Annotated in this window: 16 protein-coding genes; 4 read left to right on the forward strand and 12 right to left on the reverse strand. The window is 66.1% G+C overall.

Annotated features, from left to right (window positions below; translation table 11 throughout):
• The first annotated feature begins 477 nt into the window (after nt 1–477).
• Nucleotides 478–1,779 (forward strand): D-alanyl-D-alanine carboxypeptidase, encoded by a 1,302-nt coding sequence (locus tag HNO52_RS01185; RefSeq protein ID WP_197567270.1) that lies wholly within the window; start codon nt 478–480, stop codon nt 1,777–1,779.
• 93 nt (nt 1,780–1,872) lie between these two features.
• On the opposite strand, the gene HNO52_RS01190 is transcribed toward HNO52_RS01185, so the two are convergent.
• Nucleotides 1,873–2,025: a hypothetical protein gene (locus tag HNO52_RS01190; RefSeq protein ID WP_197567271.1), complete on the reverse strand. Its 153-nt coding sequence runs from the start codon at nt 2,023–2,025 to the stop codon at nt 1,873–1,875.
• Between the two features lie 109 nt (nt 2,026–2,134).
• Between HNO52_RS01190 and HNO52_RS01195 the strand changes: the two genes are divergently transcribed.
• A complete protein-coding gene (locus HNO52_RS01195; protein ID WP_197567272.1) occupies nt 2,135–3,010 on the forward strand; it encodes a DMT family transporter in 876 nt (291 codons plus the stop codon).
• 18 nt (nt 3,011–3,028) lie between these two features.
• On the opposite strand, the gene HNO52_RS01200 is transcribed toward HNO52_RS01195, so the two are convergent.
• The 3 genes from HNO52_RS01200 to HNO52_RS01210 are packed head-to-tail and all read right to left on the reverse strand — an operon-like array spanning nt 3,029 to nt 5,643.
• Nucleotides 3,029–3,907, reverse strand: coding sequence for a metal ABC transporter permease (locus tag HNO52_RS01200; RefSeq protein WP_232090724.1), 879 nt, complete (start codon nt 3,905–3,907; stop codon nt 3,029–3,031).
• A 43-nt stretch (nt 3,908–3,950) separates the two neighbouring features.
• On the reverse strand, nt 3,951–4,739 hold the full coding sequence (locus HNO52_RS01205) for a metal ABC transporter ATP-binding protein (protein ID WP_197567274.1): 789 nt from the start codon (nt 4,737–4,739) through the stop codon (nt 3,951–3,953).
• The gene (locus HNO52_RS01210; RefSeq protein WP_197567275.1) at nt 4,732–5,643 is read right to left on the reverse strand and encodes a metal ABC transporter solute-binding protein, Zn/Mn family; all 912 of its coding nucleotides are present in this window, start codon (nt 5,641–5,643) and stop codon (nt 4,732–4,734) included. The genes HNO52_RS01205 and HNO52_RS01210 overlap by 8 nt, the downstream gene beginning before the upstream one ends.
• A gap of 190 nt (nt 5,644–5,833) precedes the next feature.
• Here HNO52_RS01210 and mntR point away from each other — a divergent pair, with 190 nt between their 5' ends.
• The gene (mntR, locus tag HNO52_RS01215; protein WP_197567276.1) at nt 5,834–6,292 is read left to right on the forward strand and encodes a manganese-binding transcriptional regulator MntR; all 459 of its coding nucleotides are present in this window, start codon (nt 5,834–5,836) and stop codon (nt 6,290–6,292) included.
• Between the two features lie 48 nt (nt 6,293–6,340).
• Here mntR and thiE read toward each other — a convergent pair whose 3' ends face one another.
• Together thiE and HNO52_RS01225 are read right to left on the reverse strand one after the other, a co-directional pair.
• Entirely contained in the window at nt 6,341–6,955 is a 615-nt protein-coding gene (thiE, locus tag HNO52_RS01220; RefSeq protein WP_197567277.1) for a thiamine phosphate synthase, read from the reverse strand.
• A gap of 165 nt (nt 6,956–7,120) precedes the next feature.
• Nucleotides 7,121–7,645, reverse strand: coding sequence for a C40 family peptidase (locus HNO52_RS01225; protein ID WP_197567278.1), 525 nt, complete (start codon nt 7,643–7,645; stop codon nt 7,121–7,123).
• Between the two features lie 134 nt (nt 7,646–7,779).
• Here HNO52_RS01225 and gloA point away from each other — a divergent pair, with 134 nt between their 5' ends.
• Nucleotides 7,780–8,313: a lactoylglutathione lyase gene (gloA, locus tag HNO52_RS01230; protein ID WP_197567279.1), complete on the forward strand. Its 534-nt coding sequence runs from the start codon at nt 7,780–7,782 to the stop codon at nt 8,311–8,313.
• 13 nt (nt 8,314–8,326) lie between these two features.
• Here gloA and HNO52_RS01235 read toward each other — a convergent pair whose 3' ends face one another.
• The 6 genes from HNO52_RS01235 to HNO52_RS01260 all read right to left on the reverse strand — a co-directional run bounded on the left by HNO52_RS01235 (nt 8,327) and on the right by HNO52_RS01260 (nt 14,921).
• Complete coding sequence (locus HNO52_RS01235) at nt 8,327–9,064, reverse strand: DODA-type extradiol aromatic ring-opening family dioxygenase (RefSeq protein ID WP_197567280.1); 738 nt, start codon at nt 9,062–9,064, stop codon at nt 8,327–8,329.
• 68 nt (nt 9,065–9,132) lie between these two features.
• Nucleotides 9,133–9,576, reverse strand: a complete 444-nt coding sequence (locus HNO52_RS01240; protein WP_197567281.1) for a DoxX family protein — start codon at nt 9,574–9,576, stop codon at nt 9,133–9,135.
• Nucleotides 9,577–9,657: 81 nt separating this feature from the next.
• Entirely contained in the window at nt 9,658–10,572 is a 915-nt protein-coding gene (locus HNO52_RS01245; protein WP_197567282.1) for a LysR family transcriptional regulator, read from the reverse strand.
• 19 nt (nt 10,573–10,591) lie between these two features.
• Nucleotides 10,592–11,740 (reverse strand): lipocalin-like domain-containing protein, encoded by a 1,149-nt coding sequence (locus HNO52_RS01250; protein WP_197567283.1) that lies wholly within the window; start codon nt 11,738–11,740, stop codon nt 10,592–10,594.
• Entirely contained in the window at nt 11,737–14,238 is a 2,502-nt protein-coding gene (locus HNO52_RS01255) for an FtsX-like permease family protein (RefSeq protein ID WP_197567284.1), read from the reverse strand. Before HNO52_RS01255 ends, HNO52_RS01250 begins: the two co-directional genes overlap by 4 nt.
• Nucleotides 14,238–14,921, reverse strand: a complete 684-nt coding sequence (locus tag HNO52_RS01260; RefSeq protein ID WP_197567285.1) for an ABC transporter ATP-binding protein — start codon at nt 14,919–14,921, stop codon at nt 14,238–14,240. Before HNO52_RS01260 ends, HNO52_RS01255 begins: the two co-directional genes overlap by 1 nt.
• Nucleotides 14,922–14,973: the final 52 nt, after the last annotated feature.

Genomic DNA, 14,973 nt, shown 5'->3' on the forward strand with positions numbered 1-14,973 from the left:
GTCTGCTCCTTGACGATGTGAATGTGTGTCCCGATGGACAGTTAGTTAAGGCAGAAAGCATGCCTGCAGCGAAAAAACGCAGCGCAGTTAGTAAGCTAGGTGTTTTTTCTCTCAAGTGCATAATTAAAATTAGGCAAGGAGTTGCCTAGGTCAGGCAACTTCTTGCTCGTCGCGCAAGAAGCTGCCTAAGTATAATTTGTCTTAAGTGTTTTTCTGTCGCCGAGCAGGTCGCAGTGCCGGCGTGTCTGGACGATATGCTAGACCGCCCATCTGGCTGGCGCGGCTGATGCTGCGCTCACTGCCGACAGGTCGTTATTCCAGATAATTAATAAACGAAAGCTTGATGGAAGCAGCCGGTATAACGAGGAAAAAACTCGCTATTCCGGCTGTAAACCGCTCCGTTAGCGGCCATACTGGGTCTAGGTCTGCTTCAGAATCGGGCCACAGGGAATCACAAGGGAACCAGAGGTCTTCGTCATGCGCTCCTACAACCGACACAACCTCGGTGTGGCTATCTTTCTTTTGTTCTGCCTGCAATTGTTATTGGTCGGTACGGCGCAGGCCAACCCCCGCTATGCGGCCATCGTCATCGACGTAGAAAGCGGCGGCGTGCTGCACGCAGAAAATGCGGACGCCACGCGCTACCCCGCCTCGCTGACCAAGATGATGACGCTCTACATGCTGTTCGAATCGCTCGAGAGCGGCAGTATGCATATGAGGCAGCCGCTGCCGGTATCGTCACATGCCGCGTCCATGCCCGCTTCCAAGCTGTGGCTTGCGGCAGGGAGTAGCATCGCGGTGGAAGATGCCATCAAGGCCCTGGTGGTGCGCTCTGCCAATGACGTCGCCGTGGTAGTAGCCGAAGCGTTGGGCGGAACGGAAGCCAACTTCGGGCGCATGATGACCCAGCGCGCCAACGAACTGGGCATGACCAACACCGTTTTTCGCAACGCTTCCGGCCTGCCGGACAACGCTCAGGTCACCACAGCGCGCGACATGGCCACCCTGTCGATCCGGGTGATGCAGGATTTCCCGCAGTATTACCACTACTTCTCGACCCAGAGCTTCACCTACCGTGGTACCACCCATACCAGCCACAATCGGCTGGTGCGCAACTACCCCGGCGCCGACGGCCTCAAGACCGGCTTCATTCGCGCTTCCGGCTTCAACGTAGCGACTTCGGCGATCCGTAACGACCGTCGTATCGTCTCGGTAGTAATGGGTGGGTTCACAGCGGCTTCGCGCGATACCCACATGAGCGACCTGCTCGATCGCGGTTTCGCCCGGCTCTCAATGCTACAGCGCGGCGACTGGATCGCCCGAGCCGACGTGCTGGGGGATCGCATGGAACTGCATGAGAGCCCGCCACCTTCGGCCCAGCAGCTGGCGGCCGCTCCGGAGGCGAGTAGCCAGATGGCCAGCGCCGACTTGGAACGCCAGCTCTCCTTCCAGTCCGAGATGGATATCGAAATGGGCTCCGCCGACGACCCGATTCGCGTCTTGATCGCCCAGGCCGAATCCCCTCGCGGCAGTGGTGGCAGTTGGGCAGTGCAGGTCGGTGCCTTCAACGACGCCGATCAGGCGCGCCACCTGGCAACACGTGCCGCCGACCAGTTGGCGAGTGTGTTGAACGATGTGCGCGTGTCCGTGGCGCAGTCGAACGACGAACGGCGCGTGTTCCGTGCCCGTCTGGTCGACCTGCAGGAGAGCGATGCGCATTCGGCCTGCAACAGCCTGCGTGCCCAAGGCATGGACTGCATGGTAGTCGCCCACAACTGAGCGATGCTCGACCGGCTATAAGACTGACGCCCAATAACGCCCCGCACATGCGGGGCGTCGTTCGTTTGGGCTCGTTCGAAGGACCCTGGCGCATCAGGCCATGACCGGGTCGAGCTCCCGTTTTGCCACGCTGGAAGTGGCCCCGAGGGAGATCCGCTTGTCGCAGATCCGCTCGATCAATGCTGCAGCAGCCGTGTCCGTTCCGGCCTCGACCTGTCCATGATCGAATGCGTCATGTCGGGGCATGACACTTGTCGCGCTTCGCGTCAGCCATTAGGTTGTTAATCTTCAAGCCCCGCCGCCCTTTCGGTTGGCGGGGTGGTTTTTGGCAGCCTGGTTGACACGAGGGGGCGTGATGTCGCCATCATTGAAGGGCATTCTGTATATGTGTGCCGGTGTGCTGTGCCTCGCCATCGGCGACGCCATCGCCAAGTGGCTGGGCGAAGTGCATTCGCCGCTGCAGATCATCTTCTTCCGTACCCTGGTGTCACTGCCGATGATCGCGCTGCTGGCCCACTTCGGTGGTGGTCTCGCCAAGCTGCGATCCCGTCGCCCCGTGGTGCATCTGGTACGCGGCCTGATCTACACCGGCACCATGTTCTTCTTCGTGCTTGGCCTAACGCTGCTGCCCCTGGCCGAGGCCACGGCGATCGCCTTCGTCGCCCCGCTGTTCGTCACGCTGCTGTCGGTACCGCTACTGGGCGAGAAGATCGATCCCCCGGTGCTGGCGGCGTCCGTGCTGGGCTTCGTGGGGGTGCTGGTGGTGGTGCGCCCCGGCGGCGACGCCTTTCATCCTGGGGCGCTGTCGCTGTTGGCGGCGGCCGTCTTCTATGCGCTGATGATGATCACCGCACGGCGTTACGGTGCACGTGAGCATCTCTGGGCAATGGTTTTCTACATGACGCTGGTACCGATGCTGCTGACTGCCGTGACGCTACCGTGGGTATGGCAGACCCCTCTCCCCTGGCATTGGCTGGGTTTCCTCGGGGCGGGAATCATCGGGGTTGGGGCCACGGCTTTCATCACCATGGCCTTTCGTCATGCGCCGGCGGCCATTGCCGCGCCTTTCGACTACACCGCCATGCTGTGGGCGGTGCTGCTGGGCTGGTGGTTCTGGGGCGAGATGCCCGACGTATGGGTGTTCGTCGGCAGTGCGCTGATCATCGGCAGCGGCCTGGCGATCGCCTACCACGATCGTCGCACGACCCTGAAGCGCCGCCCAACTTCCTAATTTTCGTACAAAGCCTAGTCATGCCTGAGCGCGATTGAGCCGCCAGCGCCGCCAATGGCGGGCTACCAGCCCATGCCTGGGGGCGGCCAGCAGGGCGACGAGAAACAGGCTCGAGGCCACCAGCACGATGGTGCCGCCCGAGGCGACATCCAGCGACACCGAGAGCATCAGCCCCACCACGGCGGAGGTCACGCCGACGGCAACTGAAATGGCCAGCATGGTGGTGAAGCGGTCGGTGAGCAGGTGCGCCGTGGCGCCAGGAGTGATCAGCATCGCCACCACCAGGATGATGCCTACGGTTTCCAGGCTGGCGACGATGGTCAGCGTCAGCAGCATGATCAGCCCGTAGTGGATGGCGCCGGTATTGAATCCCAGCGCCTGGGCCTGCTGCGGATCGAAGGTGTAGAGCAGCAGCGGGCGATAGGCCAGCCAGATCGTCAGCAGTGCCACCAGGCTGGCCAGCAAGGTCAGCACCAGCGCCGAGGTCTTCACGCCCAGCACGTTGCCGAACAGGATGTGCATCAGGTGGGTGCTGGTGGCGATCTTGCTGATGATCACGATGCCGAGCGCGAAAGCGGCAGTGAACATCAGCCCCATGGCCGCATCCGACTTGATGCGTGTATGGCGTTCGATGGCGCCGATGCCCAGTGAGGTCAGTGCACCGGTGACGAAGGCGCCGATGAAGAACGGCCAGCCCAGCAGGTAGGCGACGGCTACGCCGGGCAGCACCGCATGGGAGATGGCATCACCCAGCAGCGACCAGCGCTTGAGCACCACATAGCAGGAGAGCAGCCCGCAGATCGCCCCCACCAGGACCGAAGTGAGCAGTGCGCGCTGCATGAAACGATATTCGAAGGGGGCGGCCAGGTTCTCCGGCAGCAGGTTGACCGCCATCATCAGCAGCGCGGTCAGGGCATCGATCAGGCCCAGGGCGTATGGCTCAAGCTGCGACACGGGTACCTCCATGCCTGGCTTCGGGCTCTCCGACCGCCAGGCGCGCCAGCATGGCGTCGCTGAGCATCTCGTCCGGCGTGCCCATGCCGACCAGCGTACGATTGATCAATAGCACGTTGTCGGCATGCACGCGTGCGCTCGGCATGTCATGCGTCACCATGATTACGGTGCGCCCGGCGCTGCGTTCGCGTTCGAGCGTTTTGAGGATCAGTGCCTCGCTGGGAGGATCCACCCCCGCCAAGGGCTCGTCGAGCAGCAGAATCCTGGCCTGCTGAGCCAGGGCGCGCGCCAGCATCACGCGCTTCTTCTGACCGCCGGACAGCGCTCCGATGGGGCGGGCGGCATAATCGGCCATGTCCACGGCCTTCAGGGCGGCCTCAACGGCTTGCCGGTGGCTGGGATTGGCCCAGTGCCGGGGCATCAGGCGTTGCCACAGCGGGTCATGGCGCATCAGGCCGTAGCGGCCGGTCAGCACCGTGTCGCGTACCGAAATGGGAAAGTCCCACTCCATGTTCTCCTGCTGGGCCATGTAGGCGATGTTGCCGGCCCGGCGCTGAGAGGCAGGGCTCTCGCCGAGAATCCGCAGTTCCCCACGCAGCGGCGCAAGGCTGCCGATCACCAGGTTGAGCAGGCTCGACTTGCCGGCGCCGTTGGGGCCGACGATGGCCGTCCACTGGCCTTGGGGCAACGAGAGGGTTATATCCTCGAGCACGGTCTGCTGATGATAAGCCGCGCAGAGCCGGCGTGCCTGCAGTGCGGGAACGGGTTCAATCATGTTCGCCTCCCAGGCTATCGAGTAGCAAATGGACGTTGTGGCGCAACATGCCGGCATAATCCGATGCCTCACCGCCTGGCTCGCTGAGGGAATCGACGTAGAGCGGGCCGGCGATCTCTACCTGGGTCTCGCTGGCAACGCTGCGTACGTGGCGATCGGAAATGGTGCTCTCCCAGAAAATGGCGGCCGGACGGCGCTCCTCGATCTTGTCGACGATGCGCATGATCTGATTCGGCGAGCCCTCCTGCTCGGCATTGTTGCCCCAGATGCCGTCGTGCTCGAAGCCGAAGGCGTCGGCGAAGTAGAGGAAGGCCGCCTCGCTGGTGATGAGCAGGCGCTGCTCCTGGGGAATGTCGGCGAGGGTCTGCGTGAGTTCGTCATGCAGGGCGTGCAGCGATTCTCCCAGCGCCTCGGCGCGTTCCTGGAAGGCCTCGGCAGCGCCCGGTCTGGCCTCGGCGAGGGAATCGGCGATCACCCGGGCGTACTCGGCAGCGGCGCGCGGATCCATCCACATGTGCGGGTCGGAATTGCCGGCGAAGTCGCCGGTGGCGATCGGCTGGGTGGCGTAGCCGCTCTCCTCGGCCAGGGCGATCAGCGGCACGCCGTCACCCACCGTGGCCTCGACCTGGCCGATCCACTGCTCTAGCCCGTAACCGTTGTAGAACACCACGTCGGCCTCCTCGAGCGCGATGAAGTTGCTCGGCACCAGCTCCCACTCGTGCACTTCCGCGCCGACCGGAGTCAGTATCTCCACCTTGGCGTCATCGCCCGCGACCTCGCGCACCAGGTCCCCCAGCACGGAAAAGGTGACCGCCACCCTGAGCGGAGACTCCTCGGCATGGGTCGTGGTCGGCAGGGCTAGCGCGAGGGCGCAGAGCAGCATCAGTCCCTTGGGAACCGGCATCGGTCACTCTCCTCAGACGTCATGGCCGTTGAATGTGGGTTGTTTCGTTACAGTGAGTTTCTAAGTGTTCGGCTAGTATTTTAGCCAAGGTTAACTTGTAGGGTAGTAGGAAATCTCTATCGGTGCACTGTTGCCGCCCTATGAGCACTTTGGCTATATTGGCGCGATGACCGATTCCCCGAACGAAGTAATGCCGGATCGCCTTAGCCAGGCGGACGCCCTGCCGCCCAGCGATCAGCATGCGCAGCAGTATGCTGCCGTGCGCAATGCCCATGAAACCGAGCTTCTCGAGGACTACGTGGAGCTGATCGCCGATCTGTTGGAGCACCAGGGCGAGGCGCGGTCGACGGACATCGCCGCCCGCATGGGGGTCAGCCAGGCCACGGTGTCGAAGACGGTGACCCGGCTGAAGTCACTGGGGTTGGTCTCCAGCAAGCCCTATCGCTCGCTGTTCCTGACCGAAAAAGGAGAAGCGATGGCGGCCATGTCGAACCAGCGACACGCCATCGTATTGCAGTTCCTGCGTGCCCTCGGCGTCAGCGACCGTATCGCGCGCATCGATGCCGAGGGCATGGAGCACCACGTCAGCCAGGAAACCCTGGACGTCATGCAGCGCTTTACGCGTGAGCAGGAGAGCCGAAGCTCCTGAATTTCGGTTCGCCACGCCATGCGGCCATCCGTTATTCCTATTGCTTTTTCAAGCGCCGAAGAACGCCCGGGCGGCAGTTTCCGGGTCCGGCTGGCCGCAGATCCCCGACACTACCGCCGGTCCCTTCGCCCCGGCCGCGCGTACCCGGCGTGCATGTTCTGCCTTGAGCCCGCCGATGGCCACCGCCGGCAGGGGACTTGCCGCCACCAGTGATGCCAGGCCATCGAAGCCCAGCGGCGTGGCGTGATTGCGCTTGGTTGAGGTAGCGAACACCGGGCCGAGGCCGAGGTAGTCCAGCGCCCCCGCGTCGAGTCGGGCGAGCTGGTCGTGGTTCTGCACCGAGAGGCCAATAATCGCGCCCTCGCCCAGCTCGGCCCGGGCCATGGCCACGTCGCCGTCATCCTGACCGAGATGCAGGCCGTCGGCGCCACTCGCCACCGCCACCGCCAGGCGATCGTTGATGATCAACGGCACGCCGCTGCCGGCCAACGCTGCCTTGAGGCGCCGCGCCTGGTCGATCAGCTCGTCGTCGGAGGCCTGCTTGTCACGCAGCTGCACGATAGTGACACCGCCACGCACCGCAGCCACCGCGGTTTCCACCAGGCCATGGCGGGCGCAGAGTTCAGGGTCGGTTACCAGATAGAGGGAAAGATCTAGGCGCATGAAAAGCCTCAGAAATTGGAGAGCCTTGTCCGAAAAGTCGGCGAGCGCAGGCCAGGCAAGGGAAAAATCGATGAGATAACGGAGTTTACATGGAGTAAATGAGTATATTGAGTCGATTTTTAACGCAGTATGGCCAAGCGCAGGCAATTTTCGGGTAAGGCGAAGTCAGGGCGCTGGGCCGGCGGCCCTCAGGAACCTATCCTGCCAGTAGTCGATATGCAGCGGCACACTGGTGACCTTGCGGCCGCTACCGGGGGCATGGATCATCTGGCCGTTGCCGCGATAGATCCCCACATGGGTGGCCTTGCGCCGGTCGCCGAAGAACAGCAGGTCGCCCGGCTGGGCCTGCTTCACGCTGGGCAGGGCGCGGTACTGCTCGTCGGCGGTGCGCGGTACCCGGATGCCCGCCGAACTGTAGACCATCTCCACCAGCCCCGAGCAGTCGAGCCCCGACGGGGTATTGCCGCCATAGCGATAGGGCGTACCCAGCGCACTCTTCGCGCTGGCCAGGATCAGTGCCCGCTCGATGGAGAGGCCCTCCGAGCCGGGTCCTGGATCATGGGTCGCCAGGTCCCGGCTGGCGCAACCGGCCAGCAGCGCCAGCGCCAACAGGCCAACCAAGCGGCACAGCAAGCGCCCGGCGGCACAATGCTGTGGCCTTGGTGCAGTGGCGAGTGGTGAGGTCGGCATCGGTGGCCCCCGTGAACTGATACTTTCCCTACTTTAGCGTGAACCGAAGGGTCATGGCAGCCGCTCGCGGCTGGAAAAACGTCGAAGCGATAAGCATCATCGTGGCTATCGAATGCATCGCAAAGGAGAGAGGCATGAGCTTCAAGGGAGAGCAGCACCCCGGCGTGAAGGCGCCAACGGCGGAATCGCAGGGCTTTCGCCTCAACCACACCATGCTGCGGGTCAAGGACCCGGAGAAGGCATTGGCCTTCTACACCCGAGTGTTCGGCATGCAGGTCCTGCGTCGGCTCGACTTCGAGGAACTGGGCTTTTCGCTCTATTTCCTGGCCAAGCTGGGGGCGAGCGAGCAGGCGCCCGAGGACGAGGGCGAGCGCACGGTATGGACTTTTCGTCAGAAGGGGCTGCTGGAACTCACCCACAACTGGGGCACCGAGAGTCAGGACGACTTCGCCTACCATGACGGTAACGCCGAGCCTCAAGGCTTCAGCCACATCTGTTTTTCGGTACCGGACCTCGAGGCCGCCGAAGCGTGGTTCGACGCCAACGACGTTACCTTCGTCAAGCGCTCCGACCAGGGCAAGATGAAGAACGTGGTGTTCGTCAAGGACATGGACGGCTACTGGATCGAGGTGGTCCAGGCCGACCGCCTGGCGCAGTTGGGCGACTGACTGCCGTGCGCCCTCAGGCGAGGGCGTAGAGGTCCATCGCCAGCACGCCGTGCTCCACGCTGTGGTGCAGGCGGCTGGCCTCGCCACCCGCGCCCAGCGCCACCAGCAGCGGCTGAAAGTGCTCGGGCGTGGGGTGGTTGCGCCGCGCTTGCGGGGCGCTTTCCCACTCGAGCAGGGCGCTGCGCTCGCCGCTCGTCAGCTTCTCGTGTATCCAGTCGCTGAATTCGCCGACCCAGGCCGGCATCGGTGTGCCCTCTGCCTGCATCTCGGCGAGGTTGTGGGTCAGGCTGCCCGAGCCGACGATCAGCACGCCCTCTTCACGCAGCTTCGACAGCGTCTCCCCCAGCGCTAGCAAGGCCTGGTTCGACCAGCTGACCGGCAGCGACAGCGACACCACCGGCACGTCGGCGGCGGGAAACATCAGCGACAGCGGCACCCAGGCGCCGTGGTCCAGGCCACGCTCCACCGGCACGGCGTTGAGCTTGCGAGCCAAGCGCAATGCCAGCTCAGGCTCGCCCGGCGCCGGGTACTGGCACTCGAAAAGCGCGCGGGGGAAGCCGCCGAAGTCGTGGATGGTCTCGGGGTGTGCACTGGTGCTCACCAGCAGGCGCTCGCTGGCCCAGTGGGCCGAGACCACGACAATGGCCTTGGGCGAGAGTGTCTGGCCGAAATCGCGCAGAAAATCGTGCGCCGGCGTCTCGGTCAGCGCCAGCATGGGCGAGCCGTGGGAGATGAACAGGCTGGGCAACATGGCGATGCTCCTCGACATATGGCGCCGCGGGGCGACGCCATCTTGTAAATGATAGGGGCGGAGGCCGCTCAGGCGAAGCGACGGCTGAGCACCAGGCTACCGCTGCCGAGGCCTGCCTGAACCAGCAAGGCGATCGCCCAGAACACTGGATACTCCCAGCCGCCGCCTTCATTGGAGAACACCCAGCCGTTGCCGGCATGCACCCAGGCGGCGCCGAGCAGTACCGGAATCAATGCCAGGCTCACCCAGCGGGTGTAGACACCGAACAGCAGGGCCAGGCCGCCGCCGACTTCGGCCAGAATGGTCAGGTAGGCGATGAAGCCGGGCAGGCCGATCGACTCGAAGTAGCCGACGGTGCCGGGCACGGTGAAGACGAATACCTTGAGCAGGCCGTGGGCCAGGGCCATGACGCCGAGCGACACGCGCAGCAGGGCGGTGGCGTGGGCCTGGATAGATTGGCTCTGTGAGGCGTTGGCCAACGAGGGGCTGGCTTGAGTGGCTTGCGATTGCATGGGAAGGACTCCGTTATCGTCAGGGATGCCTTCACTTTACGCTGCGCGCTTCTTGGGATAATCATCGTCACGTGAACAACATCATTGCGCGAGAGGCGACAATCCCATCTCCCGCTCCCATTCGGGAGGATCCCCCCACGCCTCGGCCAGGAAGTCGAGCAGGCGTTCAACCTTGGCCGGCAGGTGGCGCCGCGCGGGGTAGACGCCATGAATGCCGATGGTCACGCTGGCTTCCTCGATCAGCAACGGCACCAGGCGCCCGCTCCTGATGCTTTCGTGAATCAGGAAGCTCGGCTGGTGGGCGATGCCCAGCCCGGCTTCGGCGGCCTGGGTCAGCACGTCGCCGTTATTGCTCTCCAGCGGTCCATGGACCGCCAGGCGCTCACTGCCGAACTGCCAGTCGGAGCCGCGGGCCGTGCGATAGCGCAGGCAGCGATGCTCGGCCAGTTCGGCCAGAGTGCGCGGTTCGCCGAAGCGTGCCAGGTAGTCGGGTGAGGCACACGGTACCATGCGGCAGCGCGCCAGGCGGCGCACCACCAGGCTGGAATCGGGCAGGCTGCCGATGCGGATCGCCAGGTCGTAGCCCTCCTCCAACAGGTCCACCCGGCGATCGTTGAGGTCGAGGCGTACCTCAAGAGCAGGGTGCTCGAGCATGAAGCGGGTGATGACAGGGGAGAGGAAGCGCATGCCGAAGGACATCGGGCCGTTGACCCGCAGCCGGCCGCACACCTCGGTGCTGCCGGCGCCCAGCTCGGCTTCGGCCTCTTCCAGCGATTGCAGGATGCCCTGGGCGCGGGCGAGGTAGCTTTCGCCGGCTTCGGTGAGATGCAGTCGCCGGGTGGTACGCTGCAGCAAGCGCACGCCCAGGTGGCTCTCGAGTTCCATGATCAGCCGTGAGATCCGCGTGCGCGACAGGTCCAGCGTCTCCGCCGCGCGGGTATAGCTGCCGAGTTCGGCGACGCGCACGTAGGCGGTCATGGCGTCCAGCAGGTTCATGGTCCCTCCTCGCGCAGCGTCAGTAACCCGTCATTTCCAGATAGCCAATGCCCATATCTTTACCGCTATCGCCGTCGCGTGCGACCACTTCACCCTCCCAGTAGGACACGCTGGTATCCATCCAGCGCTCGGCATGGGGCGCCTCGACGATCAAATCGAGCCCGGCGCCGGGAACCTCCAGACGCCAACGGGTCGGCACCTCGCGTCCCGCAACCTGCTGTGTTTCGAGCGGCGTCATGTCGATCTCGTCGGGGCCAAGCGCGATGGGCTCGCCGCTCGGGGCAATCCAGGTGCCCGAGCGGTAGTCGCCACCGTCCGCGCCGCCGCCGCGCAGTTGAAAGGCCATCAGCTTGTGATCGCTATCCAGGTGCAGCGAGAACCAGTCCCAGCCCTGCTGGCGCTCGTCGAGCAGCTGGCTGCTCCATTCGCGATCGAGCCAGCCGCGCCCGCTCACCGCGCGCGTCTCGCCGTCCAGCATCACCTCGCCTTCGATGCGCCAGAAGGGCTGGCTGTAGTACATCGAACCCTGGCCGTTGGCGGACTTCTGACTGAAACCTTCGGCCCCATGCAGCACCAGCGGACCCTCGGCGGTGAGGGTCAGATCGTAGCCGAAGCCGCCGTGCTCGTCGTCCTGGTGCGCCGTCAATTGCAACTCGGCGAAGGTGTCGGTTTCGCTCGCCTCGTCTGATGTTTCTATATGGCTGGCCAGCTGCCAATGGTCGATCCAGGCCGCGAACGGCTCGGCGACCGCTCCCGCCTGGCTACTGTCGCTGGCGCTATGGCTGCGAGCGAAGCGCTCGGCTACCCGGTGGGTGTCGCCCCGGGAGACCGCCATGTGCGCCATCCACAGCTGATCGGCGGCCCACGGAGTAGGCTCGGGTTGCTGCTCAGGGGGAGTGAGCGCCTGGCGGAACAGTGTCCACTGCAGGCCCAGCGGTTCGCCGTGCTCGTCCTCGAGGTTGGCGGTGAGGTACCACCATTCGATGCGATAGTCCGGGTGAGCGGCGTGATCCTCGGGGAAGCGCAGCGTGATGTCCGGGCCGGCCTGGGAGAAGTCGCCGGCCGCCTCGCCCAGGCCGGCGAAGCCGGCGGGTTCGCCGGACGGCGTTTCCTCGCCGCAGCCGGCCAGCGTCAGCAGCAGGAGCGCGACAACCAACCAGGGCCTCATGTGCCGCCCTCCTCGGCCAGCAGGGCGCGGGGCGGCGTGCGCCACAGGCGGGCCGCGGGTAGCGCCGCGGCAAGCAGCGCTACTGCGCCGGCGGTCGCCAGGGTCAGGAGAACGTCGCCGGGGAAGACGTGCAGCGGCAGGCGCCAGCCGAAGGCGGCGACATTGATCACCGCCACCAGCCCCAGCGCGAGCAGGCTGCCCAGCGGCACGGCAAGGGCGCCGACGGCCAGCGCCATGCCGCCGAGCTGTGCCAGTTGAACGGTGACCAGCCGGGCGCGCGGCACGCCCAGCGCCCACAGCGGGGCGAGCTGGCGCCGGCGCTCCCGTGCCTGGGCCAGCAGGCTCGCGAGCAGGGCCAGGGCGGCCACGGCCAGGGTCAACACACTGAGCGCCCGGGTGATGGTGAAGGTGCGTTCGAAGATCTCGACGGAGACCCGCTTCACCTCGCGCTGGTCCACCAGCGCATCGCTGCCGAGCGCGAACCGCTGGCGCAGCGCGTCACGCAGCTCAACCTCGTCGGCACCCGCGGTGAGTGCGATGCCGATCGAGCTGAGCGTGGCGGCGAAGCGTTCGGCCAGCTGCGGCGTGGCCAGCAGCACCTCGCCGCGGGTGTTGCCGTAGTCGGGGTAGACGGCTGCGATCGTCAGCGTCTCCTGGCCACCCGGTGCCGTCAGCGTCAGGCGATCGCCCGGCGCCAGGTCCTGGTCAATGGCGAGCTGTTCGTTGACGAAGGCGGCCTCGCCCGCGGCGAAGTCCTGCCAGGCGGCGTCGCGCCCAACCTGGGTCGCGAGCAGCGGCCAGCTCGGCATCAGCGTCTCGCCGGGGGTGATGCCGTAGAGGCCGACCGGCAGCTGCGGCGAGCGCAATCCTCCGGGGCTATCGATCTCGAGCAATGTTGCCTCGGCATGGCGGGTCGGCAGCAGTTCGGCGACCTCGGGACGCTCGGCCAGCCACGCCTGCACCGTATCGAACTGCTCGGGGGCCGGGCGCAGGTAGTAGTCCGCCACTAGGCGCTGGTCGAGCCAGTCGAGGAAGGTGAGGCGAAAGCCGCCCACCATGCTGCTCACGCCCAGGTTGGCGGAGAGCGCGATCAGCAGCGCCATCATCGCCAGTGCCAGCCGCGGCAGCTGCAGCTGCAGGTCGGCCAGCGCCCACTGCCCCAGCGGGCGGTGCCGCATCAACCGGCCGAGCCCGGCCAGGATCAGGGCGATCAGCGGGGGCAGCAGCAGGGCACTGGCCAGCAGCAGCGCGGCGATCAGGCCGAAGCCGGCCAGCAGACCCTCACCGGCGGGCTGACGTACTATCCACGCCCACAGCACGAGCCCGACTGCCGCAACGCCGCCTCCCGCCAGGCTCATGCCGCGCAGCTGGCGGTAGAAGCCGGCGCGCCAGGCCTGGACCTGGCCCAGACCTAGCACGCTCAGCTTGGCGGCCCGCCACAGTACACCGCTGCCGGCCAATAGCAGTCCGCCCAGGGTGACGCCGAGCCCGCCGAACCAGTAGTGCCAAGGCAGGTTGAGCGTGACCGCTACATCGGCGCCATACAGGCTACCCAGGGTGGCGGCCACGTCGGGCAGCAGCACTCGGGCCAGCCACACGCCGCTGACGATGCCGGCCAGGGCGCCAATGACGCCCAGCAGCACAAGCTCCAACGCCAGCAGCCCGACCAGCCCGCGCCCCGACACGCCGAGAGCACGCAGCGTGCGCAGCATGCCCAGGCGCTGCTCCAACGCCAGGCCCAGGGCGGCCTGGACGATGAACAGGCCGACCACCAGTGCCAGTAGCGCCATGGCGGTGAGGTTGAGGTGGAAGCTCTCGGTGAGCTGGCCGGGCGAGACCAGCGTCGCCGACCGGGTCAGCACCAGCCCCTTGGGGGCGCGTTCGAGTGCGCCGGGCGCACTGACCAGGCGCGACAGCCGCTCGCCGCTGTCGAGCAGCACCGCGGCGGCGGCGATATCCATGACCAGGGTGCCGGGGGGCAGCATGGGGGAGAGCACCAACGGCGGCAGCCGGCCTTCGGCCAGGTGCGGCTCGGCGCCGAGGGCCTCGCGGGCGTTCATGCCCAGCGCAGGCAAGGTGTCCGGGGCGATGCGGGTCTGCCACGGCGGGGTGAGAAAATCGGTCAGCTCGCCCTGGCTCGTGGCGGCGGCGAAGGCGCTGTCGCCGGGCAGGGTGAAGGGGTCGATACCGATCACGCGCAGCTCGGTACCGTCGGGTGCTACCAGCGTGCCCTCGAGCAGCGGCGAGACAGGCAGGCCGGCGCGGCGCAGGCGCAGGTAGTCGTCGCGGGTCAGCGGCTCGCCGTCGCGGCGCTCCAGGCGGTCGAGCCCGGTGGTGAACAGCGCCTCGGCGCGGGCATAACTGTCGCGTGCCGAGGCGTTGATCGCCTGCACGCCGCTCCACAGCGCACCGGCCACCCACAGCCCCAGCAGCAGCATGGCGAGCTGGCCGGGGTGGCGCTTGTAGTGCGAAAGCATTGTCGCCAAGGCGGTCAGCATCAGCGGCGGCTCGCCTCCGGGCCGGAAGGCGGCTCGAGCCGGCCATGGGTCAGCCGCAGGCAGCGGTCCAGCGGGGCCGCCACCTGGGGGCTGTGAGTCACCATCAGCAGGGCGCTGCCGGCCTCGCGAACCAGGTCCAGCAGCAGCTCGAGCACCTCAGTGGCGGTGGTTTCGTCGAGGTTGCCGGTCGGCTCGTCGGCGAGCAGCAGGGCGGGACGAGGTGCCAGCGCGCGGCCGATGGCCAGGCGTTGCTGCTGGCCGCCCGAGAGCTGCTCCGGGTAGCGCCGCTCGAGGCCCGCCAGGCCCAGGCGCTCGGTCAGGTGAGCCGACCACTCCGGTTTTTCGCGCTTGGCCAGCCGCGCCTGCAACCGCAGGTTGTCACTCACGCTCAGGCTCGGTACCAGGTGGAACTGCTGGAACACCAACCCCAGCGTATCGCGCCGCAGCCGGGCACGGGTCGGTTCGTCCAGCTCAGAGATTGAACGGCCGGCGACGAGTACCTCGCCGCTGTCGGGGAGGTCGAGCCCGGCCGCCAGGTGCAAGAGCGTCGACTTGCCGCTGCCGGACTCGCCCATCAGCGCCAGGCTCTTGCCGGGGCGCAGCTCGAGGTCGACGGCAGCGAGCACCGCGAGCGGCCCTTGGGGCGTGGCGTAGGCTTTATGAACCTGGCGAAATTCGAGCATGGCGGCTCCCGTCGATGTCGCGGCGATGATCCCTTGGTCGCAGAGTATCTGG

The sequence above is a fragment of the Halomonas sp. MCCC 1A13316 genome (assembly GCF_014931605.1).
GTDB lineage: Bacteria > Pseudomonadota > Gammaproteobacteria > Pseudomonadales > Halomonadaceae > Halomonas.

Excerpts from the sequence above, each read along its gene's own strand:
- HNO52_RS01190 (WP_197567271.1), bottom strand. The coding sequence starts at position 2,025 with ATGCCCCGACATGACGCATTCGATCATGGACAGGTCGAGGCCGGAACG.
- HNO52_RS01225 (WP_197567278.1), bottom strand. The coding sequence starts at position 7,645 with ATGCCGACCTCACCACTCGCCACTGCACCAAGGCCACAGCATTGTGCC.
- HNO52_RS01245 (WP_197567282.1), bottom strand. The coding sequence starts at position 10,572 with ATGAACCTGCTGGACGCCATGACCGCCTACGTGCGCGTCGCCGAACTC.
- HNO52_RS01205 (WP_197567274.1), bottom strand. The coding sequence starts at position 4,739 with ATGATTGAACCCGTTCCCGCACTGCAGGCACGCCGGCTCTGCGCGGCT.
- HNO52_RS01260 (WP_197567285.1), bottom strand. The coding sequence starts at position 14,921 with ATGCTCGAATTTCGCCAGGTTCATAAAGCCTACGCCACGCCCCAAGGG.
- HNO52_RS01240 (WP_197567281.1), bottom strand. The coding sequence starts at position 9,576 with ATGCAATCGCAAGCCACTCAAGCCAGCCCCTCGTTGGCCAACGCCTCA.
- HNO52_RS01195 (WP_197567272.1), top strand. The coding sequence starts at position 2,135 with ATGTCGCCATCATTGAAGGGCATTCTGTATATGTGTGCCGGTGTGCTG.
- mntR (WP_197567276.1), top strand. The coding sequence starts at position 5,834 with ATGCCGGATCGCCTTAGCCAGGCGGACGCCCTGCCGCCCAGCGATCAG.
- HNO52_RS01255 (WP_197567284.1), bottom strand. The coding sequence starts at position 14,238 with ATGCTGACCGCCTTGGCGACAATGCTTTCGCACTACAAGCGCCACCCC.
- gloA (WP_197567279.1), top strand. The coding sequence starts at position 7,780 with ATGAGCTTCAAGGGAGAGCAGCACCCCGGCGTGAAGGCGCCAACGGCG.
- HNO52_RS01210 (WP_197567275.1), bottom strand. The coding sequence starts at position 5,643 with ATGCCGGTTCCCAAGGGACTGATGCTGCTCTGCGCCCTCGCGCTAGCC.
- HNO52_RS01235 (WP_197567280.1), bottom strand. The coding sequence starts at position 9,064 with ATGTTGCCCAGCCTGTTCATCTCCCACGGCTCGCCCATGCTGGCGCTG.
- HNO52_RS01185 (WP_197567270.1), top strand. The coding sequence starts at position 478 with ATGCGCTCCTACAACCGACACAACCTCGGTGTGGCTATCTTTCTTTTG.
- HNO52_RS01200 (WP_232090724.1), bottom strand. The coding sequence starts at position 3,907 with ATGATGGCGGTCAACCTGCTGCCGGAGAACCTGGCCGCCCCCTTCGAA.
- thiE (WP_197567277.1), bottom strand. The coding sequence starts at position 6,955 with ATGCGCCTAGATCTTTCCCTCTATCTGGTAACCGACCCTGAACTCTGC.
- HNO52_RS01250 (WP_197567283.1), bottom strand. The coding sequence starts at position 11,740 with ATGAGGCCCTGGTTGGTTGTCGCGCTCCTGCTGCTGACGCTGGCCGGC.